Below are 23,068 nucleotides of genomic sequence, written 5' to 3'. Positions count from 1 at the left end.
TCAACGATTGCTCGCCAACTTGCGCGCACCAGATGGTTCGTCTTCGTTGCTGCTTTACAGTGCCGCGGAGTTGCCGGTGAGGGGCTGCTTGTCGGCCGTGCGGCAGAAGTCAGCCCTCATTTACGCGCACACGTTTAAGGCGCGGCAATCGTTCCAGATCCGCGGCTTTCTTGATACCCTTGCGCAGCTCATCACGCTTTTCGTGGATCGAAGCGATTACCGGGCCGACCGCGACGCCGAGATCGCTCAGTACCGCTTCCGACAGTTGTAGCGAGCTTTCCAGTGTCTCCGGCACAGCGTCGGTTACCCCCGCCCGGTACAGTTCAGCGGCATGATCCACATCTCGCGCGCGTGCGATGATTGTCAGATCGGGAACCCAGCCGCGCACCCGGCGCGTGAGTTGTACGGTCAGTACTGGATCGTCCATCGTCATGATGAGCGCCCTGGCTCGACCGAGATTGAGGCGGTCTACCAGTTCAGGCCGCGCGACATCCCCGAAAATAAGGGGGTAGCCATCGCGTCGTGCCGCCGTAACGGTGTCGATATCCGCCTCGACCGCAACATAGGGCTGTCCGTGCGTGGTGAGCATATCCGCTACCATCCGGCCCACGCGCCCAAAGCCGATGATGACTGTGCCAGGTCCTTCAAGCGGGATCATCAATTCCGGAGCGTCACCGCCGCCGCTGCGACGTTCGATCCGTACCGCCATGCGCCGCCCCGCCCAGGCGAGCAGCGGTGTGATCGTGAGCCCGACCGCCGTAATCGTCTGCCAGAACGCGGCAGTGGAGGGTGCGATCAACGCAGCCTGCGCTGCGGTACCGAGAACGATCAACGTCGTTTCGGACGGGCTCGCCATCAACAGGCCGGTCTCCGCTGCGATTCCCGACTTGACGCCGCCCAGCTTCAGCAAGGCAAACGTCACCAGCGTCTTGGCGGCGATCACGCCCAGAATGCCGAGCAGCAACGATTCCCAATTCTCCGCCACGGTGCGGAGATCGAGACTCATGCCGACCGTGATGAGGAACACGCCCAGCGCCAGCCCCTTGAACGGCGCGGTCATCACCTCGACCTCATTGTGATAATCGGTCTCTGCGATCAGCAGTCCGGCGAGCAATGCGCCAACGATCGGCGACAGGCCCGCCGCCGCCGTGGCAAGGCTGGCCGCAATAACGATCAGCAGCGAGGCCGCGAGGAACAGTTCCGGGCTTTTGGTCCTAGCGGCCTGCGCAAACAGGCGTGGCAGGATGAACCGGCCTCCAACGAACATGGCCGCGACCGTTACGATTCCGCGCCCGAGTACGCCGATGAACGCCCAATCATCGCCCGCCGCATTGGGCGAGAATGCAGCCAACACGAAAATTATCGGGACCAATGCAAGGTCTTCGAACAGCAACATGGCGAATGCGGATCGCCCGACGGCGCTGGCCGTCCCCGCTATCGGGATGACCAGCGCAGTGGAGGAAAGCGTCAGCGCAAACCCCAGTCCGATCGCGCCCGGCCAATCTTGGCCAAGCAGGTGCAACGCCGTGCCAATGATGACTCCCGAACCGATGAGTTCGGCCGCACCGGTGCCGAACACCTGCGCCCGCATCGCCCATAATCGCTTGAAGGACAGTTCGAGACCGATCGAGAACAGCAGCAGAATGATGCCGAATTCGGCGAACGGCTCGATCGCGTGCGCGTCGGAGATGGTGATGTAGTAAAGCCACGGATAGCGGCCGACCAGCGAACCCAGCCCGGCCGGACCGACCAGAACGCCGACAAGGATGAAGCCGATGACCGGGCTGATCCGAAAACGCGCGAACGTGGGGATTACAAGCCCGGCGGCGCCGAGGATGACGAGCGTGTCGCTCAGTCCGTTATTGTCGAGCGCCAGTGCCATTAGGCTATGTAATCGGATCGTGACCGGTTTGTCAGCCGGCGACTGCGGCGATTGCGTGGATATTCAAACAAAGAAGCCGCCCGACCCGACGGCGAGCGGCTCCTTTGATGCTTCGCGAAATTGGCAAATCAGGCGGTGATCGCACCCATTTCAGCTTCCAGGTTCACGCGAACGGCCTCGAAAAACTGCTCGGTCGTCATCCACGCCTGGTTCGGGCCGATCAGCAGCGCGAGATCCTTGGTCATCTTGCCGCTCTCGACCGTCTGGATGCAGACCCGCTCCAGCGTCTCGGCGAACTTGGTAACCTCGGGCGTACCGTCAAACTTGCCACGATAGATCAGGCCGCGCGTCCACGCGAAGATGGATGCGATCGGATTGGTCGAGGTCGCCTTGCCCTGCTCATGCATACGGAAGTGGCGCGTAACGGTGCCGTGCGCGGCTTCGGCCTCGACGGTCTTGCCGTCCGGCGTGAGCAGCACCGAGGTCATCAGGCCCAGCGACCCGAAGCCCTGCGCGACTTGATCCGACTGCACGTCGCCATCGTAATTCTTGCACGCCCACACGAATTCGCCGCTCCACTTCAGCGCCGATGCGACCATGTCGTCGATCAGGCGATGCTCGTAGGTGATGCCGGCTTCCTTAAACTTGTCCTTGAACTCGGTCTCGTACACTTCCGCGAACAAGTCTTTGAAGCGACCGTCATAGGCCTTGAGGATGGTGTTCTTGGTCGACAGGTACACCGGCCACTTCAGGTTCAGACCGTAGTGCATCGAAGCGCGTGCGAAGTCGCGGATCGAATCGTCGAGGTTGTACATCGCCAGCGCAACGCCCGGCGACGGGAAGTCGAACACCTCCTTATCGATCTTGGTGCCGTCAGCACCGTCGAACACGAGGCGTAGCTTGCCGGGGCCGGGGACGAGGAAGTCGGTGGCGCGATACTGGTCGCCGAAGGCATGACGGCCGACGACGATCGGTTTGGTCCAGCCCGGGATCAGGCGCGGCACGTTCGAGATCACGATCGGCTCGCGGAAAATCGTGCCGCCAAGGATGTTGCGGATCGTGCCGTTTGGCGACTTCCACATCTGCTTGAGACCGAATTCTTCGACGCGCTGCTCGTCCGGAGTGATCGTCGCGCACTTTACGCCGACGCCGTACTTCTGGATCGCCTTGGCCGAATCGATGGTGATCTGATCGTTGGTCTCGTCGCGCTTTTGCACGCCGAGATCGTAATATTCGAGATCGATGTCGAGGTAGGGAAGGATGAGCCGCTCGCGGATCCACTGCCAGATGATCCTCGTCATCTCGTCGCCGTCGATCTCCACGACGGGCGTCTTCACCTTGATCTTCGCCATTGATGTCTCTCTTGCAGGAGGAGGTTTGGCCAGCGTCTACGGGTATGGTGGCGCGGGATCAACCGCTTGGGCGCACGCGACAGGGAATTGTGTTGAGGTGCGTGAGCGCCTAGGTCAGCCGCTATGCCTTCTCTCGATAAACCCGAAATCGCGACCTCGACCGTCAAATGGCGTTTTGCCGACATGCACCCGGAGGGTCGCAAGTACGTCGCGATCGCTGCCGTCATTACCTTTGTCGCGTGGCTGTTCGTGCCAATTTTGACGTGGCCACTCGTCGCCGTCACAGCATGGGTGGCGTTGTTCTTTCGCGACCCGATCCGCGTTACCCCGCAGGGCGAGGGGCTGGTGATTGCGCCGGCCGACGGCCTCATCACCATGATCGAGCGGGTGCCGGTACCGCGCGAGATCGCCGGACCGGGGGGACTGGGAGAACTCCCGCTAGTCCGTGTGTCGATCTTCATGTCGGTGTTCGACGTGCATATCAATCGCACGCCGATCGCGGGGACAATCCGGCAGGTGGTCTATATCTCGGGTAAGTTCCTGAACGCCGACCTCGACAAGGCGAGCGAGGAGAACGAGCGCCAGCATATCGTCGTCGAGGACCGTAACGGCCAGCGGGTCGGGTTTACGCAAATCGCAGGGTTGGTCGCGCGTCGGATTGTGCCGTTCGTCAAGGCCGGCGACATCATCGCTCGCGGTCAGCGGGTCGGCCTGATCCGGTTCGGCAGCCGCGTAGATGTCTTCCTGCCCGAGGATTGTGCCTGCCAAGTGGCACTTGGACAGCGCAGCATTGCGGGCGAAACGGTATTGGGTCGCTTGGGCGGTACCGTTGCTGTCGGGATTTCGCAGTGACGCGCCCGTTCAAGGCGCGTGGCTGAGATGCGGCGTCCGCTACGTCAATCCCGGCGCGGTTTACCGCTTCGCGCGGTTGCTCCAAATGCCGTAACGGCGTTGGCCTTGTGCTTCGGCCTGACAGGCATCCGTTATGCCATTTCCGCAGACTGGGAGGCGGCAGTGGCGATGATCATGATTGCTGCCGTTCTGGATGGTCTTGACGGTACGGTCGCGCGATTGGTGCGTGGCGAGAGTCGCTTCGGGGCAGAACTCGACTCCTTGTCCGATGCGATTTCCTTTGGTGTCTCACCCGCGATCATTCTGTATCTCTGGTCGCTTAAAGATGTGCCCCGTGTCGGCTGGCTGTGTGCGTTGGTTTTCGCGGTGTTCTGCGGGCTGCGACTGGCACGCTTTAACGCTAACATCGATGTGCGCGAACAACCTCATAAATCTGCTGGATTTCTGACCGGCGCGCCCGCGCCGGCTGGGGCGGCACTGGCGATGCTGCCAATGTATGTGTCGTTCTGGAGTGCTCAGACGTGGTTAAGGTCGCCTGTGTTCGTCATACCATGGGTCGCCGCGATCGCTATTCTGATGATCTCCAGTGTCGCGACGTTCAGCTGGAGTTCGTTGAAGCTTCGCGATCACATTCGTTTCGAGGCGATTGCCGTGGTGGTACTGCTCGGCGCGTCGCTCATCTCGGCACCATGGTATACGCTGTCCGCATTGTGCGTAGCGTATCTTGCTACGCTGCCGTTCAGCATCCGGAGTTATCGCCGGGTCAAGCGGCTTCGCGAAACGATGCCGACCGGATCCGTTGCACCGGACGTGCTCGCGTCCGCACCCGGCGATCACTGATTGCCACGAACGCGTTAGCAGCCTCGTACTCTGCTTCGCCGCGCAAAATCGCCGCGATCCGCGGAAGCGCCGGTACCAAGGTGAATGCGAACACCCAAACCGAAACCGCAAAGGCAACGGCGAACGTCATGCTGTCGATAACTGCGATCATCGCTCAAATCCTTGATTACGCCGTTAAAAATCTGATGGTTAAAGCAACTTACCCACAGGTTTGTTCCCCGTACCGCTGTTGAGCCGGTTATGTTCCGCATTTGTACTTAGTGTCAAGCTTGATTTTGGTGGCGACGCACGCTAACGGCCGCCTCTCAACACCGCATGGGAAGCACATATACCGGTGTCCAGAGGGTAGCCCTCACGGATCACACGCTTCCCAGAGGCATAACCGGAAAGGAAAATCACCATGGCGGCACCTGTCGTTTCCATGCAGCAATTGCTCGAAACGGGCGCACACTTCGGCCACCAGACGCACCGCTGGAACCCGAAGATGAAGCCTTATATCTTTGGCGACCGTAACGGCGTCCACATCCTCGATCTTTCGCAGACCGTTCCGCTGCTCGCACGCGCGCTTGAATTCATCAGCGCATCGACCGCCGCTGGCGGCAAGGTTCTGTTCGTCGGCACCAAGCGCCAGGCGCAAGAGCCGGTTGCGGATGCGGCGCGCCGGTCGGGCCAGCATTTCGTCAACCACCGCTGGCTGGGCGGCATGCTCACCAACTGGAAGACGATCTCGAACTCGATCAAGCGCATGAAGGCACTCGAAGAGCAGCTTTCGGGCGACACGCACGGCCTCACCAAGAAGGAAGTGCTGCAGCTCACCCGTGAAAAGGACAAGCTCGAGCTGTCGCTCGGCGGCATTCGCGACATGGGCGGCATCCCCGACGTGATGTTCGTGATCGACGCGAACAAGGAAGAGCTGGCGATCAAGGAAGCCAACACGCTCGGCATTCCGGTCGTCGCGATCCTCGACTCGAACGTGTCGCCGGACGGCATCGCCTTCCCGGTTCCCGCGAACGACGACGCCAGCCGCGCGATCCGTCTGTACTGCGAAGCAATTGCGATCGCCGCGACGCGTGGTGGTCACGAGCAGGCGACCCGTCGGGGCACCGACTTCGGTTCGATGGAGCAGCCTCCGGTCGAGGAAGCACTGACCGTTGAGACGCCGGCGGCTGAGCCGGGCGACGTGCCCGCAGTTGCCGAGCCGGTCGCTGCCGAGATGGCTGCCGAGACCGAGCGCCAGCTCGACGCCTGAGCGTCGTTGAACTGACATATGGGCGGGGTAGGGCGCGACCTTACTCCGTCCATTCTCATATCTGCAAAACCTGATGAGGAATTAGACATGGCCGATATTACAGCCGCTGCGGTGAAGGACCTGCGCGAAAAGAGCGGCGCGGGCATGATGGATTGCAAGAAGGCGCTGACCGAAGCGAACGGCGACATGGATGCCGCGATGGACTGGCTGCGCGCCAAGGGCCTCGCTGCCGCCGCCAAGAAGTCGAGCCGCACCGCGGCCGAGGGTCTGGTCGGCGTGGAAGTGTCCGGTACCAAGGGTGCTGCGGTCGAGGTGAACTCGGAAACCGATTTCGTTGCAAAGAACGTGCAGTTCCAGACGTTCGTGCGCGATGTCGTTTCAGTGGCGCTCGAAATGGGCGACGATGTCGAGACGATCAAGGCGACCTCGCTCGGCGAGAAGACCGTTGAGGAGACGCTCGTCACCAACATCGCCACGATCGGTGAGAACCAGGCAATCCGTCGGGCCAAGCGCCTCGAAGTGACCGCCGGCGCAGTCGTGCCTTACATCCACAACGCGCAGGCCCCCGGCCTCGGCAAGATCGGCGTTCTGGTCGCGCTGGAGAGCGAAGCGGGCGCCGACGTGCTCGAGCCGCTCGGCAAGCAGATCGCGATGCACATCGCCGCTGCATTCCCGCTCGCGCTCAACGCCGAGGGCATCGACCCGGCCGTGATCGAGCGCGAAGCTGCGATCTTCAAGGAGAAGAACGCCGACAAGATCGCCGGCAAGTCGCCGGAAGTCGCCGAGAAGATCATCCGTGGCCCGGTCGACAAGTTCATCCGCGAAAACGCGCTGCTCACGCAGGCGTTTGTGATGGACGGCAAGACGCCGGTGCAGGACGTGATCGCAGCCGCCGCTAAGACCGCCGGCAAGCCGATCACGCTGACCGACTATGTGCGCTTCCAGCTCGGCGAAGGTATCGAGAAGGAAGTCAGCGACTTTGCGGCGGAAGTCGCCGCTGCTTCGGGCGTTCCTGCCAAAGCGTAAGCCCGCACCTGAGTGCCGGTACGCCCGCTGTCGTACGACGACAGCGGGCGTACGGTTTCGCCTGCACGACATGCCGAAAATGTCTGCACGGTTTCCGCGCTTCCAATCGCGGAAGGCCGCGACTAAGGTCCGGCCCGCATCCAGCCCCTTCAGCATGATGGAATCCCGTGAGCGATCCTAGATTCAAACGCATCTTGTTGAAATTATCGGGGGAAGTCCTGATGGGCGAGGGGGGCTTGTCGATCGACCCCGTCGTCACCGCTCGCGTTGCCGGTGAGATCGCCGATGCCCGCGCTGCCGGATATGAAATGTGCGTCGTGGTCGGTGGCGGCAACATTTTCCGTGGCCTGTCTGCCGCTGCCAAGGGCATCGAGCGCGCGACTGCCGATTACATGGGTATGCTCGCCACCGTGATGAATGCGCTGGCGGTACAGAACGCGCTTGAGCAGATCGGCGTCGACACCCGCGTGCAATCGGCGATCCCAATGCAATCGGTGTGCGAACCCTTCATCCGCCGCCGTGCCGAGCGCCATCTGGAAAAGGGTCGGGTGGTGATCTTCGCCGCCGGCGTGGGCAGCCCGTTCTTTACCACGGACAGCGGCGCCGCATTGCGCGCGGCCGAGATGAAATGCGATGCCCTCTTCAAGGGTACATCAGTCGATGGTGTTTATGATGCCGATCCGAAAAAGGTGCCGGCCGCGAAGCGTTTCAAAACCGTCGGTTACAGCACCGTGCTCGCGCAGGATCTGAAGGTGATGGACGCGAGCGCGATCGCGCTGTGCCGCGACAACAACATTCCGATCGTCGTCTTCAACATCCGCGAACACGGCAACTTCGCCGCCGTGCTGCGCGGTGAGGGCGTTTCGACGGTCGTTCAGGCTCAAGGAGAATAACATGGCCGCTTATGACAAGGCTGATCTCGAACGTCGCATGAGCGGCAGTGTCGAAGCGCTCAAGGGCGATCTCGGCGGTCTGCGCACCGGGCGTGCGTCGGTCTCGCTGCTCGATCCCGTTACGGTCGAGGTGTATGGCGCGCACATGCCGCTCAACACTATCGCTACCGTGTCGGTGCCCGAGCCGCGCATGATTTCGGTGCAGGTGTGGGACAAGACCAACGTCGGCCCGGCCGACAAGGCGATCCGTTCGGCCGGCCTCGGTCTTAACCCGATCGTCGACGGCCAGACGCTGCGGCTACCGATCCCGGATCTCACCGAGGAGCGCCGCAAGGAGCTTGCCAAGCTCGCCGGCAAATATGCCGAGGGCGCTCGTATCGCCGCGCGCAATGTGCGTCGCGACGGCATGGACAGCCTCAAAACCGACGAGAAAAAGGGCGTGATTTCGGAAGACGAGCGCAAGCGTCTCGAAACCGAAGTGCAGAAGTTGACCGACGCTACGATCGCCGACATCGATGCCGCGGCGACGGCGAAGGAAAAGGAAATCCTGGGCAAGTGAGCACCAGGCCCGCCCCGGCTGCGCAAATGGCCGACGGTGTGGCGATTCCGCGCCACGTCGCGATCATTATGGATGGCAACGGCCGTTGGGCGAAGAAGCGTTTTCTACCGCGTGTCGCCGGGCACAAGGCCGGTATCGATGCGGTACGCCGCGTCACCCGCGCCGCCCGCGCGATGGGGATCGACGCGCTGACACTCTATGCGTTTTCCTCGGAGAACTGGCGCCGCCCGGAGGATGAGATCAGTGATCTGATGGCGCTGATGCGCGTGTTCATCCGATCCGATCTCGACGAACTGGTCCGCGAGAACGTGCGGTTGCGGGTGATCGGTGACTATCGGCGGTTTTCGCCCGACCTGGTGGTGATGGTGGATGATGCGATCGCCCGCACCGCCGGCAACACCGGGCCAATCCTTGCCGTCGCGCTTAATTACGGGTCGCAGGCGGAACTCGCCAACGTGGCGCGGCGCCTTGCCGAGCGCGCGATGCGGGGCGAGATCGACCCGGCCGAGATCGATACCGGGCTGATCGAATCGCAACTCGACACCTATGATCTGCCGCCGCTCGACCTGCTGATCCGTACGTCGGGGGAGGTGCGGTTGTCGAACTTCCTGCTGTGGCAGGCGGCTTATGCCGAACTGCTGTTCACGGAAACGCTGTGGCCCGATTTCGACGGTGACGCGCTCGCCGATGCAATCGCTATCTTCGGCCAGCGGCAGCGCCGGTTCGGGGGCCTGTGAACGAGCGGTCTACGCCGAAGCGGCCTTCGGAACTGATGCTCCGGATCGTCGTCGGCATCGCGCTCATCGCGATCGCGCTGGCGACGATCGTCGCGGGTGACATCGCTTTTTGGGTGGTGTGCGTCGCGCTGGGTCTGCTGATGATGGCCGAGTGGTCAGATCTGATGAAGACCCCGCCATCGCTGAAGCGGCTGGCGCAGTTTGCACTGTTCGTGCCCCTGTCCGTGATGGCGCCGATCATGGCGGGGCCGGGGTTCTTTACCCTTGGCCTGCTAATCGGCGCTGCGTTTTTTATCGTAATCGTCACGCAGCGCCCGATGCTTGCGGCCGGCGCAATCTACGTCGGCATGCCGACTCTCGCGTTGCTGGCGATCCGCGAACAAAAAGAGGGTATTGTCTTCACGCTATGGGTGCTGGCTTCGGTCTGGGCGTGCGACATCGGTGCCTACACCGCAGGCCGGTTGATCGGTGGGCCAAAGATCGCACCGGCGATCAGCCCCAACAAGACGTGGGCCGGGCTGATCGGCGGCATGGCGTTCGCGGGCGTGTTCGGCGCGGCGATGCATCACGCTTACGGCCTACCGCTACGGCTGACGCTGACGACGCCGTTCCTAGCGGTCGTCGCTCAGGCCGGTGATTTCTATGAAAGCTGGCTGAAGCGCCGCGCTGGCGTCAAGGACAGCGGCAACATCTTCCCCGGCCACGGCGGTGTGCTAGACAGGCTCGACGGGTTGGTTCCCGTAGCGCCGGTGGCCGCGTTTCTGGTCATTTTGCCGAGATTCTATTTCTGATGAAGACGGTTACGATTCTGGGCGCGACGGGTTCCGTCGGCTCCTCGACGCTCGACCTGATCGAGCGCGAACCCAATGCGTTTCAGGTGCTTGCGCTCACCGCGCATCGCGACGTCAACAAGCTTGCCGAGGCGGCGATCCGCACTCGTGCAAAGCGCGCTGTTGTCGCGGACGAGGCGTGCCTCGGCGCACTTCGCGCGGCGCTGGCCGGTACAGATATCGTGGCGGCGGGCGGCGCGCAGGCGGTCCGCGATAGCGCCGAGCTCGGCGCGGATATCACGATGGGTGCGATCGTAGGCTGTGCTGGTCTGGAACCGGTGCTGGCGGCGATCGAACAGGGTCGCACGGTCATCATCGCCAACAAGGAGCCGCTGGTCTCGGCCGGCGAGATCGTGTTGGCGGCGGCGGAAACCAGTGGCGCGACGCTGTTGCCGGCGGATTCCGAACACAATGCGATCTTTCAATGTTTTGATGTGGCGCGACTGAGTCGCGTACGCCGGATCATTCTGACCGCGAGCGGCGGCCCGTTTCGCGACTGGTCGCTCGATCGGATGCGTGAGGTCACGGTGGCGCAAGCGGTTGCGCATCCGAACTGGTCAATGGGCGCCAAAATCTCGATCGATTCGGCAACGATGATGAACAAGGGGCTGGAACTGATCGAGGCCGCTCGGCTGTTCCCGGTGCCGCACGACGCGATCGAGATCATCCTGCATCGCCAGTCGGTGATCCATTCGATGGTCGAATATGTCGATGGCTCCACGCTAGCGCAGCTTGGACCACCCGACATGCGCGTGCCGATCGCGAGTTGCCTTGCCTGGCCCGACCGGATGATGACGCCGATGGCACCGCTCGATCTCGTCAAGATCGGCCGGCTCGATTTCGAAGCGCCTGATGTCGAGCGGTTCCCGGCACTGAGGCTGGCTCGCGAGGCGCTCGATGCGGGCGGTGCGCGCCCGGCTATCCTCAACGCCGCCAACGAGATCGCGGTGGCGGCGTTTCTTGATGGTCAGATCGGCTTCCTCGAAATTGCCGCAATCGTCGAAGATACGCTGGAGCGCTACGATCCGCCCGCGCCTGGGGCACTCGCCGACGTGCTTGCCGTCGACGGGGAGGCGCGCAGGGTCGCGGCCGAGCGAGTGAAGGATTGCGCCCAGTGACCCATAGCCCCGGCTTCCTGCTGACCGTGCTGGCGTTCGCGCTGGTGATCGGCCCGCTGATCTTCCTGCATGAGATGGGGCATTACCTCGCCGGGCGGCTGTTCAGGGTGAAGATCGATGCGTTCTCGGTTGGTTTCGGGCAGGAAGTGTTTGGCGTAACCGACAAGCGCGGCACGCGGTGGAAATTTTCTTGGATGCCGCTGGGCGGATACGTGAAGTTCGCCGGCGACATGAACGCGGCGAGCCAGCCTGGCGAAGAGTGGCTGATGCTTCCACCGGAGGAGCGCGCACGAACGTTGCAGGCAAGACCGGTGTGGCAGCGCGCGATCGTAGTCGCGGCCGGGCCGGTGACCAATTTTATCGTCGCCGTCCTGATTCTCGCCGGTTTCGCGCTTGCTTACGGCGTTGACGCGACACCCTCCATAATCGGTACGATCGAACCCAAAAGCGCGGCGGCGGTGGCAGGATTGCAGCCGGGTGACCGCCTCACCAGTCTCGGCGGACGTGCTGTCTCGACGTTTTCCGATCTTGCGCAATTTACCGCCTTGCGCCCCGATGAGCGCGTCACGGTGCGTTTCGTGCGGGCCGACAATATCATGAGCCGCGAGGTGACGATCGGCGCGCTCGTTCAGCGCGATGCGTTCGGCAATGAGTTCCGGCGGGGGCTGCTGGGTATCGGCCCAACCAATCCGGTGCTGCGTCCGGTTGGCGCACTCGAGGCACCGTTCACCGGGATCAGAATGACCGGCGAAATCTTGCGTGGGACGCTCGATGGCCTCGGTCAGATCCTGACTGGCCGCCGGTCGGTGGACGAGCTTGGCGGCCCATTGCGCATCGCCAAGGTGTCCGGCGAGCAACTGTCACTAGGCGTACCCGCTCTGATCTGGATGATCGCGGTGATCTCAATTAATTTAGGATTCATCAACCTGTTGCCAGTGCCGGTGCTCGACGGTGGCCACCTGTTCTTCTACGCGATCGAGGCAGTGCGACGGCGGCCCGTCCCCGTGCAGGTGCAGGAATGGGCGTTCCGCGGCGGGCTCGCGGCGATGCTAGCACTGATGCTGATGGTGACATTCAATGATCTGGGCTCGTTTGGGCTCTGGAAGAACCTCGCCGGCTTGATCGGTTGACGAAGGTGAGGCAGGGCGGTTCCGCGGTGTTGCGGTCCGCGAGTATGGTTTCTCCGATTTGGGGTGGGAAGTGACAGCGATCAAGGTTTCGACGTTCGGAAAGCATGCGCTCGTCACGCTTCTGGCGGGTACAGTGCTTTCCACGATGCCGAGCGCGGCCGATGCCCAGGGCGGGATGCGCGGCGGCGGTCACCGCGGTGGTGGCCAGCGTGGCGGCGCACCGCGCGGCGTGGCCGAACCGATCCCGATGCCGCCGGCACCTTCCATCGGGCCGGCGGTCGTCGTCAGCGATCCGAACGCCAAGAAGATCCTGACGCTGCGCGTCGAAGGCTCGCAGCGGATCGAGCCCGAGACGGTGTTGTCCTATACCAAGCTGCGCGTCGGCATACCCTACAACAACGAACTGCTCGATCAGGCGATCAAGGATCTGCTCGCCAGTGATCTGTTCGCCGACGTGTCGATCAGCGGTGTCGAAAGCGGCAACATCGTGCTGCGCGTCCGCGAAAACCCGATCATCAACCGCGTTATTCTGGAGGGCAACAAGCGCCTGAAGGACGACAAGATCACCAAGGAGATCAAGCTCAAGCCGCGCCAGATCTTCACGCGTACCGCAGTCCGCCAGGATGTCGCGCGCATCGTCGAACTGTATCGCCGGCAGGGCCGCTTCGCCGCCGCGATCGAACCGAAGATGGTCACGCTCGACCAGAATCGCGTCGACGTGATCTTCGAGATCAACGAGGGGCCGAAATCCAAGGTCCGCCAGATCAACATCCTCGGCAACGAGGTGTTCTCCGACAAGACGCTGCGTGGCCAGATGGCGACCAAGGAGGCACGCCTGACGACCCTGCTCAGCTCGAACACGAGCTACGACCAGGATCGTCTCGCCTACGATCAGCAGAAGATGCGTCAGTTCTACCTGACCAACGGCTATGCCGACTTCCGCGTGACCTCCGCCGTGGCCGAGCTGACGCCGGACAAGAAGGACTTCATCATCACCTACGTGGTGGAGGAAGGGAAGCGCTACAAGTTCGGCGACGTCACCGTCGACAGCGACATTCGCGATTTCGACAATAAGAAGGTCGCCGCCGGCCTGACCATCAAGAAGGGCGATTGGTACGACGCCAAGAAGGTCGAGGATACGGTAGACAGCCTGAACCAGTCGGCCGGTCTGGTCGGCTACGCGTTCGCGGATACAAACCCCGAGTTCACGCGCGACAAGGAAGCGCTGACGATGGGGATCAATTTCCACATCGCCGAAGCCAAGCGCACCTATGTCGAGCGCATCAACGTCACCGGGAATACGCAGACACAGGATAAGGTGATCCGCCGCGAAATTCGTCTCGCCGAGGGTGACGCATTCAACAGCTTCCAGGTCAAGCGGTCGCAGGACCGGATCAACTCGCTCGGTTTCTTCCAGGACAAGTTCGAGATCAAGCAGAGCCAGGGCTCTGCGCCGGACCGCGTGGTGCTGGACGCGAACGTCGAGGAGAAGTCGACCGGCGAACTATCGCTGTCGGCGGGCTATTCGAGCTTGGAGAGCTTCATCATCCAGGCGTCGATCACCCAGCGCAACTTCCGCGGCAAGGGGCAGGAGCTGCGCGCCAGCGTCAACTATTCCTATTATTCCAAGTCGATCGATCTCGGCTTTACCGAGCCGTATTTGTTCAACAAGAACATCGCGATCGGCGGCGATATCTTCCGGCGCGATTACAACGCGTTCAACTTCGCTGGCGATACGCGTCAGACCACCTATACGCAGGTCTCGACCGGCTTCCAGCTTCGCGCCGGCATCCCGCTCACCGAATATTGGTCGCTCGCGGCGCGGTACGGACTAACCTATGACGAGGTCGGCCTCGCATCGACGTATTTCAATGCGGACGGCACCTGTAACGTGCTCACGGCGGGTTCGTATCTGTGCAGTGCGCTTGGCAACCGTTGGACCTCGTCCGTCGGCTATTCGCTGATCTTCGATTCCACCAACAGCCGGCTTCGACCGACCGCAGGCCAGAAGTTCAGCGTCAGCCAGGATTTCGCCGGCCTGGGTGGCGATGTGCGCTACATCCGCACGCGCGTCGACGGCACCAAATACAAGAACCTCGGCAGCGGATTCATCGTCTCCGCGCATGTCGAGGGCGGCTATATCTTCTCGCTGGAAGGCAAGAAGCCCGCTGGCGTCGATCCGATCCGTATCACCGATCGCTTCTATCTGGGCGAACCGGATTTCCCCGGCTTCGACATTCGCGGTATCGGCCCGCGTGTGAAGCGTACTCCGTACACCACGGACGCAGCCGGCAACCAGACGCTCGTCACCGATCGCAACAGCATCGTCGACGACGCGCTTGGTGGCACCAAATACTATAATGCCAGACTGGAAATGCAGATCCCGCTTGGCTCGGGCGCGCGCGAACTTGGGCTTCGTCCGTCGATCTACGTGCAGGCCGGCGCGCTTTGGGGGGTTACGCGTCCGCTGCCGAGCGCGACGTTCCCGACGACGATCGATCCGGTTACCGGTCGCGTGACGGTTCTGCCGCTGAACTCGCCTGGGTTCGCCGCGAACGGCCAGCAACTTTACGTCGTGCCGTCGACCGATGCAGGCGCGCCGAACGCAACGACGACGTGTAAGGTCGGTTATTCCACGGTCGCGGGCGGAACGTGCGTCGGCTCTTCGATCAACACGCTTTACACCACCCCCACCTCGCCCTTCCTCGAGGAATTCCTCGGTGACTCGCCGAAGCCGCGTTTGTCGATCGGCACCGGGGTAAACTGGAATTCGCCGTTCGGGCCGCTGCGGATCGACATTGCATACGCGCTCCTGAAGGTTAAGGGCGACGACACCAAGCTTGTGACATTCAACGTAGGGACACAATTCTGATGAACACGTTCAAGAAGGTATTGCTCGGTTGCGCGATCGCCGCGCCGGCAGCGTTCATCGCCGCGCAGGCGAACGCGCAGGTTTCCGGCATCGGTTTTGCCGATCCGGAGTCGGTGATCCTCGGCGCCAAGGCGCTCGACGCCGCCAACCAGACGATCGCGACGACCTACAAGGCACAGCTTGATCAGGCGCGCACGCGTCAGCAGGCGCTCGACACGGAACTCGCCACGATCTGGGCGCCGCTCGACACGAACAAGGACAAGCAGTTGTCCGATGCCGAGGTTCAGGCAGCACAGGCCGCCAAGAGCCCAGTGCTGGCGCGCCTCGAAGCCGCGCAGAAGGCCGGTCAGCAGGAAGTCAGCCGTCTGCGCGCACCCGCAACGCTGGCGCAGGCTTATGCGATCGAGCAGATTTCGATGAAGTATGAGACCGCGATGAAGTCGGTCGTCGCCTCGCAGAAGGTCAGCCTGCTGCTCTCGGCCGGCGCAGTGCAGTATAACACGCCCGCCGCCGACCTGACTGACGAAATCAAGGCCGAGCTCGATCGTCAAACGCCGACTGTGTCGGTCACGCCGCCCGCCAACTGGCAGCCGAGCCAGCAGACCGGGCAGCTGTTCCAGCGGTATCAGCAGCTCGTTTACTACAGCGCGATGCAGCGTCAGCAGGGCGGTGCCGCTGCTCCCGCCGGTGCGGCGCCGAAGAACGCGCCGCAGGGCCGCTGATCGTCACGATGAGCGACGACGCAGCACAGCGCGCCACTGGACCGCTCGATATCGGGCGGGTCATGGCGGCGTTGCCGCACCGTTATCCGATGCTGCTGGTCGACCGTGTCGAGGAGATCATCCTCGACCGGTCGATTACGGCGATCAAGGCGGTGACGATCAACGAGAACTTCTTCCAGGGGCATTTCCCGGGTCGTCCGATCATGCCCGGCGTGCTGATCGTAGAGGCGATGGCGCAGGCCGCCGGCATCCTCGCGGTCGAAAGTCTCGGCCTCGCGGGGTCGGGCAAGCTCGTCTACTTCATGGCGATCGATGGTGCGAAGTTTCGCAAGCCGGTTGAGCCGGGCGTGCTGCTCAAGCTCGAGGTCGAGTTCGTGCAGAAGCGTGCCAGCGTCTGCAAGTTCGCTGGCCGCGCTACCATCGACGGCCAGCTTGCTGCCGAGGCGAACTTCACCGCGATGATCGCCGATCCGCCTAAGGTTTAGGACACCAGATGGATGGATTGACGTGCTTCGGGCTCGTCTCGCTGTCTTTCACGTTGCTTTGCTATGCCCTTGAAGCGCGATCGACCTGGTGGATACTGGGCTTCGCGGTTGGCTGTGTGCTGGGTTCGATCTATGGCTTCCTGCAAGGGGCTTGGCCGTTTGGCGTGGTCGAGGCGATCTGGTCGGTCACGGCGTTGATCCGCTGGCTGAAGGCGCGAACGGCCTGAGTTGCACATACCGCGCGGCTCTGATACGGGCCGCGCCTTCGTGGCTGGTCGGTAACCAGCGACATTTTCCCGGAGATACGACGTGAAGAGCAATACGCACCCCGACTACCACATGATCAAGATCCAGATGACCGACGGCACCACGTTCGAGACGCGCTCGACCTGGGGCAAGGAAGGTGACCTGATGCAGCTCGAGATCGATCCGCTCGCGCATCCAGCATGGACGGGCGGCAAGGGCCAGATGCTCGACGCCGGTGGTCAGGTGGCACGCTTCAACAAGCGTTTCGGCGGTATTTCGCTGAGCGGCAAGAAGTAAGCACTACATCACGTTAGCGGCACGTTAACCGTCGCGGATTAGCTTCTCCTTCCGTCGCAGCGCTTGCACGGGAGGGGAAGCCATGATAGCCGCCGAATACGAGCCTGCCCAACGCGATGGTCGCCGTCGCAGCCCCCGTGCACCGGTTTCGCTGGATGCCAAGATTGGGCGGGGCGGGCTTGATCGCACGCTTTGCAAGATCACGGACCTTTCCCTTCACGGCGCGCGGCTGCACACCTACTCCCCGATGAAGGCGGGATCGATGATCTGGCTTACGCTTCCCAAGGTCGGCCAGATCAGCGCGACGATCATGTGGGCTGACGATTACGTCGCGGGCTGTCAATTTCATCAGCCGCTTGGTCACATCGCCTTCGATAGTCTTGCCGCAGCGCATGGACGCGGCTGATCGCTCGGCGGTCATCATAAATCACTTGGGTAGCCTTTTAAGAGGCGATGGTGCCGGAACAGCCATGCTTTCCATGCCATCACGTCGTCTGCTGAGGCCAGGCACCGCGCGACCTTCGTGCCCCTCCTAAATAGTTACCGCTCGTGCACGTCCGGGCGTTGCGTGCCGGGCAAAGCGCCTTATCGTCTGCTCCGCGAAGTAAATCAGGGGGGATGGTCTATGCGTTTGCTGACGATCATGGTGGCGATGATGTTGGCAACTCCGGTCGTAGCAAGGGCGTCCGACCCAGTTTCGATCGTGCTGAAACCCGCAGGGGTGTTCGACGGCGTCGACGGGAAGGTGCACGCCGGGTGGCAAGTGCTCGTCACCGGAGACAAGATCGTCGCGGTGGGAGCCGATCTGCCGGCGCCCGCAGGGGCGCAGATCATCGATCTCGCAGGCGACACCCTGATGCCCGGCATGATCGAGGGGCATAGCCATCTGTTTCTCCATCCGTACAACGAAACCAGCTGGGACGATCAGGTCCTGCACGAGCCGCTGGCGCTGCGCACGGCGCGCGCGGTGGCGAATGCCAAGGCAACTCTGCTGGCTGGTTTTACCAGCGAACGCGATCTCGGCACGGAAGGAGCAGGCTTTGCGGATGTCGGGTTGAAGGCAGCGATCGATCAGGGGATCGTGCCCGGGCCACGCCTGTCCGTTGCGACGCGCGCTATCGTCGCGCTCGGCGCATATGGCCCCAAGGGTTTCGAACCCGGCGTCGTCATCCCACAGGGCGCCGAAGAGGTTTCGGGCGTCGATCAGATCGTCGCCGCAGTGCGCAGGCAAATTGCGGCCGGCGCGGACTGGATCAAGCTATACGCCGACTACCGCTGGCGCCCGGGCGAAGAAAGCCGCGCGACGCTGAGTCTCGAAGAAATGCAGGCAGCGGTCGCGGCTGCGCATGATGCGGGCAGGCCGGTGGCGGTCCATGCCGCCACGGCCGAGGGCATGCGCCGGGCGGTGGCTGCGGGCGTCGACACCATCGAACACGGGTACGGCGGCACGCAGGAGATTTTCGAGAGCATGGCCGCCAAGCATATCGCGTTATGTCCGACGCTCGCCGCGTCCGATGCGACCGCGCGGTATCGCGGCTGGAACGGTAGCAAACCCGCGCCGCCGTCGGTCGAACTGAACCGAACGAGCTTTCGGCTGGCGATGGCGGCAGGCGTGCCGATCTGCATGGGCGGCGACGTCGGTGTATTCGCGCATGGCAGCAACGCACGCGAACTCGAACTGCTGGTTGCCGCCGGAATGCAACCAGCCCAGGCGCTGATCGCGGCAACCTGGGGCAATGCGCGTTGGCTGCATCTCTCCGACAGGGTCGGCGCTGTGAAGCCGGGCTTGCTCGCCGATCTCATCGCCGTGGAGGGCGATCCAACCGTGAACGTCGGGGCGGTTCGTCATGTCCGATTGGTAATGAAGGGCGGCCATATTTTCCCCGACAGTGCCGGCACCGGTATGCCACGATTATAGTGATAGGCTGCGAAACATCGTCACCGCACATGCTCGCACTTTCGTGCGCCAGTGCCGCGCGATAGCCCGCGTATCAATCGGCGGGCTTGGACCGCATAGCATCGCACTGGGTACCGGCGGAAGCAACCGACGGCGGCTTCGTGAGTTACTCTCTGGTCAACGGATTAGCACGTGGGGCAGCGTTCCGGGAGGTTGCGGCTCCACGCCTGATCCGACCCACTAAATTCCGCGGGCAGTCGGCGTCAGCGTGTCTGACATGCCATAGGGGAGCAACAAAGATGCGCTTCAACATCAACGGACAGGTTCACGAAGTGGACGTGGACATCCGAACCAGCCTCCTCGATCTGTGTCGGGAGCATCTGTCCCTCACCGGTTCGAAAAAGGGGTGTGATCACGGCCAGTGCGGGGCGTGCACCATGCTAGTTAATGGCCGCCGTGTGAACAGTTGCCTGTCGCTCGCGGTGATGCACCAGAACGATGAGATCACGACGATCGAAGGGTTGGGCAATCCCGAGGCGCTTCACCCGATGCAGGAGGCGTTCCTGCATCATGATGGTTATCAGTGCGGCTATTGCACATCGGGCCAGATCTGTTCGGCGGTTGGTATGCTCGACGAGGTTGCAAAAGGTTGGCCGAGCCACGTGTCCGCCGATCTGGAGAACGTCACGCTCGATAACGCTGAGATATCCGAACGGATGAGTGGCAACCTTTGCCGCTGCGCCGCGTACCCGAACATCGTCGATGCGATCACCGAAGTCTCTCTCCGTGACGCTGATGCCAAAGAGGGGGTCGCCGCATGAAGACGTTCGACTATCTGTTGGCGGAAAGCCCAGAACAGGCGGCAGCAGCGGCGACCGAGCCGACCACGCGTTTCATTGCCGGTGGTACGAACCTGCTCGATCTGATGAAGTTGCAGGTCGAAACACCCGCGCGACTTGTTGACGTCAGCCGTCTCGACCTCGCCCAGATTGTAGAACGGGATGACGGTGGCCTGACGATCGGCGCGATGGTCCCGAACAGCGATCTTGCCGCCGACCCGCGCGTGATCTCGCGCTACCCTGTGCTGAGCCGGGCGCTGCTGGCTGGTGCAACCGGACAGTTGCGGAACAAGGCGAGCACCGGCGGCAACCTGCTGCAACGCACGCGTTGTTACTATTTCTACGACGTAGCTACGCCGTGCAACAAGCGCGATCCTGGCAGCGGCTGCTCCGCGATCGGCGGCGTCAATCGCATTCTGGCGGTGCTGGGCACCAGCGACCAGTGTATCGCGACCCACCCGAGCGATATGGCTGTGGCGATGCGTGCGCTCGATGCGACGGTCGTCACGGTGAACGCGGATGGTGGCAGCAATCGTATCGCGATCGGCGACTTTCATCGCCTGCCAGGCGAGACACCCCATATCGATACGGTGCTGGAACAGGGCGAACTCATCACCCACGTCGAGCTGCCCGCTCCACCAGCGGGCCGGCAGGCGTACCGGAAGGTGCGAGATCGCGCGTCCTACGCCTTCGCGCTGGTTTCTGTCGCCGGTGTCGTCGACGTGCAGGATGGCCGGATCGCCTCGGCTGCGCTTGCTTTCGGAGGGCTGGCGCACAAGCCGTGGCGCGACACGGCGGTTGAAGCGGCGCTGATCGGGCAAGCGCCGACCGCGTCGGTCTTCAACGCGGCGGCAGATGCGCTCGTCGCTGAGGCCCGCGGCTTCGGCGATAACGATTTTAAAATCCCGCTCGCCCGGCGGACTCTCGCGGCGGCGCTCCATGAACTGACGGGAGTTGAATGATGTTCGGGTTCGGCCACACCAACAAACTGCGCATGGACGAAGCGCAGCCCACCAGCCTGCTCGACATTGGCGCGCAAAACGTCATCGGCAAACCGCTAGATCGCTACGAAGGGCCGCTAAAGGTCACGGGCCAAGCGCCTTATTCGGCAGAGTACAGCTTCCCCGACATGGTGCATGGCGTGCTGGTCGGCGCCCGGATCGCATCGGGCCGTGTCGTGTCGATAGATGCCGAAGCGGTCAAATCGCTACCGGGCGTGATCGACGTCGTCACGGACTACAAAGCTTTCATCCGTAACTCCGGGCAGGGCGGCGAGACCAAGTCGCCGACGCAGGGTGTGGAAGAAATCGCGTATTTCGGTCAGGTGATCGCGATCGTGCTGGCGGAAAACTATGAGGCCGCGCGCGACGCAGCGATCCAGCTTCCCGTAGCTTATGAAAACGGGGAAGGGCGCTTCGACTTCGCGGCGCACAAGAGCGAAACGGATACGCCGCCACCGAACAACACGCCCGCTCACTTCTCGCAGGGCGACCTGGCGGCGGCAATGTCTGAAGCAGCCACTATCGTCGACGAGACGTTCACCACCCCCAGCCAGAACTCGGCTGCGATGGAGCCGCACGCATCGGTGGCGATGTGGGAGGACGACAAGCTGATCGTCTATGGCGCGTACCAGATCCCGACCAAGGATGCGATGCAGCTTGCCGATGCGCTCGGCTTGTCCAAGGACAAGGTGCGGATCGTCGCGCCCTACATCGGTGGCGGCTTTGGTTCGAAGCTTGGCATTGCGCCGGAGACGACCGCAGCGGCAATCGCTGCCAAGCGGCTTGGTCGTCCGGTAAAGGCGGTGATGCTGCGCCAGCAGGTGTTCGACGCCACCGTGCGCCGCTCGAACACCGAGCAGCGCATCAGGCTGGCTGCCGATGCCTACGGGCGACTGATCGGTATCGGTCATGAGACGCTGACGTCCAATCTTCCGGGCGAAGACTTCTTTGAACCGTCGGGTATCGGAACGCACTTCCTGTACCCGGGCGAGAACCGGCTCATCACGCATGATCAGGTGCGATTGAACCTCGTCCTGTCTGGCTCGATGCGCGCGCCGGGAGAAGCATCGGGCATGCTGGCGCTTGAAGTCGCGATGGACATGCTTGCCGAGAAGATGGAACTCGACCCCATTGAACTGCGGCGCCGCAACGAACCACTCGTCGACCCCGAGAAGAACATTCCGTATTCGTCCCGGTCGCTGCGCCAATGTCTTGACGAGGGTGCCGAGCGTTTCGGCTGGGACGCGCGGCACGCGCGGCCGGGTCAACGCCGCGAAGGCGAATGGCTGATCGGTATGGGCGTCGCCAGCGCGGCTCGCAGCAACATATTGCAGCAGGAAGAAGCCCGCGTGCGGATAGACGCCTCCGGGCACGCGACGATCGAAACAGCGATGACGGACATCGGCACTGGAACCTATTCTGTGCTGTCCCAGGTGGCCGGTGAGTTGCTCGGCCTGGACCCGCGCGCGATCGAGATCCGGATGGGCGACAGCGATCTGCCCGCGTCTAACGGGTCTGGCGGGTCATGGGGCGCGTGTGGCTCCGGGTCGGCCGTATATCTCGCGTGCGAGGAACTGCGTCGCCAAATCGCGAAGGCACTTGGTGTGGAGCCGGAAGCGATGACGCTGAAAGATGGTCATGCCATCGCGGGCAACCGCTCCGTCCCGCTTTCGGAGATCGTCGGCGAAGGGATGGAGGCGACGGGTTCGATCAGTCCCGGCAAGCAGAAGGATGCAGTGACCCAGGCATCGTTCGGTGCGCATTTCGCGGAGGTCGCCGTTAATGCGGTGACCGGCGAAACCCGAGTTCGCCGAATGCTCGGGGTTTTCGCTGCCGGGCGGATCCTCAACGAGAAGACCGCCCGGTCGCAGTGCCTCGGCGGAATGACCTTCGGCATCGGCGCGGCGCTGACGGAGGAGGTTCTGCACGACACGCGCAACGGCAAGCTCGTCAACCACGACCTTGCCGAATATCACATCCCGGTGAACGCGGACGTTCCTCAGCTGGAAGTCCACTTCGTGTCAGAGCGCGACCACCACGCTAACCCGCTGCATGCCAAGGGCATTGGCGAGCTCGGCATCTCGGGTGCGGGCGCGTCGATCGCCAACGCGATCTACAACGCGTGTGGGGTGCGGGTGTGCGATTACCCACTGACGCTCGACAAGGTCCTTCACGGGATGATGGAGCTTGAACAAAAGGGTCAGCCCGTCTGACCCGATCGCTCCGGCCACACGGAAACGC

At 62.7% G+C, this 23,068-nt stretch carries 22 protein-coding genes; 20 read left to right on the top strand and 2 right to left on the bottom strand.

Translation table 11 applies throughout. The features are described from left to right. Window positions 1-109: 109 nt before the first annotated feature. Complete coding sequence (locus OXR00_RS02695; protein ID WP_267386496.1) at window positions 110-1,882, bottom strand: cation:proton antiporter; 1,773 nt, start codon at window positions 1,880-1,882, stop codon at window positions 110-112. 128 nt (window positions 1,883-2,010) lie between these two features. After that, entirely contained in the window at window positions 2,011-3,234 is a 1,224-nt protein-coding gene (locus OXR00_RS02690) for an NADP-dependent isocitrate dehydrogenase (RefSeq protein WP_267386495.1), read from the bottom strand. Between the two features lie 123 nt (window positions 3,235-3,357). Between OXR00_RS02690 and OXR00_RS02685 the strand changes: the two genes are divergently transcribed. The 20 genes from OXR00_RS02685 to OXR00_RS02590 all read left to right on the top strand — a co-directional run bounded on the left by OXR00_RS02685 (window position 3,358) and on the right by OXR00_RS02590 (window position 23,040). Further along, on the top strand, window positions 3,358-4,086 hold the full coding sequence (locus tag OXR00_RS02685; RefSeq protein WP_267386494.1) for a phosphatidylserine decarboxylase: 729 nt from the start codon (window positions 3,358-3,360) through the stop codon (window positions 4,084-4,086). A gap of 27 nt (window positions 4,087-4,113) precedes the next feature. Next, window positions 4,114-4,926 carry a phosphatidylcholine/phosphatidylserine synthase gene (locus OXR00_RS02680; protein ID WP_267386493.1) on the top strand — a complete coding sequence of 271 codons (813 nt, stop codon included), beginning with the start codon at window positions 4,114-4,116 and terminating at the stop codon, window positions 4,924-4,926. Window positions 4,927-5,326: 400 nt separating this feature from the next. Then, window positions 5,327-6,175: a 30S ribosomal protein S2 gene (gene rpsB, locus OXR00_RS02675; RefSeq protein ID WP_267386492.1), complete on the top strand. Its 849-nt coding sequence runs from the start codon at window positions 5,327-5,329 to the stop codon at window positions 6,173-6,175. 87 nt (window positions 6,176-6,262) lie between these two features. Continuing rightward, window positions 6,263-7,201: a translation elongation factor Ts gene (tsf, locus tag OXR00_RS02670; RefSeq protein ID WP_267386490.1), complete on the top strand. Its 939-nt coding sequence runs from the start codon at window positions 6,263-6,265 to the stop codon at window positions 7,199-7,201. A gap of 221 nt (window positions 7,202-7,422) precedes the next feature. Continuing rightward, on the top strand, window positions 7,423-8,094 hold the full coding sequence (pyrH, locus tag OXR00_RS02665) for a UMP kinase (RefSeq protein ID WP_267386488.1): 672 nt from the start codon (window positions 7,423-7,425) through the stop codon (window positions 8,092-8,094). 1 nt (window position 8,095) lies between these two features. Then, window positions 8,096-8,653: a ribosome recycling factor gene (gene frr, locus OXR00_RS02660; RefSeq protein WP_242146364.1), complete on the top strand. Its 558-nt coding sequence runs from the start codon at window positions 8,096-8,098 to the stop codon at window positions 8,651-8,653. A gap of 26 nt (window positions 8,654-8,679) precedes the next feature. Continuing rightward, complete coding sequence (locus OXR00_RS02655; RefSeq protein WP_267386487.1) at window positions 8,680-9,390, top strand: isoprenyl transferase; 711 nt, start codon at window positions 8,680-8,682, stop codon at window positions 9,388-9,390. A gap of 35 nt (window positions 9,391-9,425) precedes the next feature. Further along, complete coding sequence (locus OXR00_RS02650) at window positions 9,426-10,181, top strand: phosphatidate cytidylyltransferase (protein ID WP_267386486.1); 756 nt, start codon at window positions 9,426-9,428, stop codon at window positions 10,179-10,181. Beyond that, complete coding sequence (locus OXR00_RS02645; protein ID WP_267386485.1) at window positions 10,181-11,338, top strand: 1-deoxy-D-xylulose-5-phosphate reductoisomerase; 1,158 nt, start codon at window positions 10,181-10,183, stop codon at window positions 11,336-11,338. Before OXR00_RS02650 ends, OXR00_RS02645 begins: the two co-directional genes overlap by 1 nt. Continuing rightward, window positions 11,335-12,468, top strand: a complete 1,134-nt coding sequence (gene rseP, locus OXR00_RS02640) for an RIP metalloprotease RseP (RefSeq protein WP_267386483.1) — start codon at window positions 11,335-11,337, stop codon at window positions 12,466-12,468. Before OXR00_RS02645 ends, rseP begins: the two co-directional genes overlap by 4 nt. 247 nt (window positions 12,469-12,715) lie before the next feature. Next, a complete protein-coding gene (gene bamA / locus OXR00_RS02635; protein ID WP_267387126.1) occupies window positions 12,716-15,340 on the top strand; it encodes an outer membrane protein assembly factor BamA in 2,625 nt (874 codons plus the stop codon). Further along, window positions 15,340-16,062 carry an OmpH family outer membrane protein gene (locus OXR00_RS02630; RefSeq protein ID WP_242146359.1) on the top strand — a complete coding sequence of 241 codons (723 nt, stop codon included), beginning with the start codon at window positions 15,340-15,342 and terminating at the stop codon, window positions 16,060-16,062. The genes bamA and OXR00_RS02630 overlap by 1 nt, the downstream gene beginning before the upstream one ends. An 8-nt stretch (window positions 16,063-16,070) precedes the next feature. After that, window positions 16,071-16,547 (top strand): 3-hydroxyacyl-ACP dehydratase FabZ, encoded by a 477-nt coding sequence (gene fabZ, locus OXR00_RS02625; RefSeq protein WP_242146358.1) that lies wholly within the window; start codon window positions 16,071-16,073, stop codon window positions 16,545-16,547. Window positions 16,548-16,555: 8 nt separating this feature from the next. Then, entirely contained in the window at window positions 16,556-16,774 is a 219-nt protein-coding gene (locus tag OXR00_RS02620) for a hypothetical protein (protein WP_267386481.1), read from the top strand. 82 nt (window positions 16,775-16,856) lie between these two features. After that, entirely contained in the window at window positions 16,857-17,090 is a 234-nt protein-coding gene (gene rpmE, locus OXR00_RS02615; protein ID WP_242146356.1) for a 50S ribosomal protein L31, read from the top strand. Window positions 17,091-17,172: 82 nt separating this feature from the next. Beyond that, the gene (locus OXR00_RS02610; protein WP_267386478.1) at window positions 17,173-17,496 is read left to right on the top strand and encodes a PilZ domain-containing protein; all 324 of its coding nucleotides are present in this window, start codon (window positions 17,173-17,175) and stop codon (window positions 17,494-17,496) included. Between the two features lie 219 nt (window positions 17,497-17,715). After that, window positions 17,716-19,008: an amidohydrolase family protein gene (locus OXR00_RS02605; protein WP_267386477.1), complete on the top strand. Its 1,293-nt coding sequence runs from the start codon at window positions 17,716-17,718 to the stop codon at window positions 19,006-19,008. Window positions 19,009-19,286: 278 nt separating this feature from the next. Further along, on the top strand, window positions 19,287-19,808 hold the full coding sequence (locus OXR00_RS02600) for a 2Fe-2S iron-sulfur cluster-binding protein (protein ID WP_267386476.1): 522 nt from the start codon (window positions 19,287-19,289) through the stop codon (window positions 19,806-19,808). Next, complete coding sequence (locus tag OXR00_RS02595) at window positions 19,805-20,788, top strand: xanthine dehydrogenase family protein subunit M (protein WP_267386475.1); 984 nt, start codon at window positions 19,805-19,807, stop codon at window positions 20,786-20,788. Before OXR00_RS02600 ends, OXR00_RS02595 begins: the two co-directional genes overlap by 4 nt. Next, window positions 20,788-23,040, top strand: coding sequence for a xanthine dehydrogenase family protein molybdopterin-binding subunit (locus OXR00_RS02590; RefSeq protein WP_267387125.1), 2,253 nt, complete (start codon window positions 20,788-20,790; stop codon window positions 23,038-23,040). The genes OXR00_RS02595 and OXR00_RS02590 overlap by 1 nt, the downstream gene beginning before the upstream one ends. The last annotated feature ends 28 nt before the right edge of the window (window positions 23,041-23,068 follow it).

It is taken from the genome of Sphingomonas sp. GC_Shp_3 (assembly GCF_026540945.1).
Classification (GTDB): Bacteria; Pseudomonadota; Alphaproteobacteria; order Sphingomonadales; family Sphingomonadaceae; genus Sphingomonas.
This window is presented reverse-complemented; position numbering and strand designations above follow the sequence as displayed.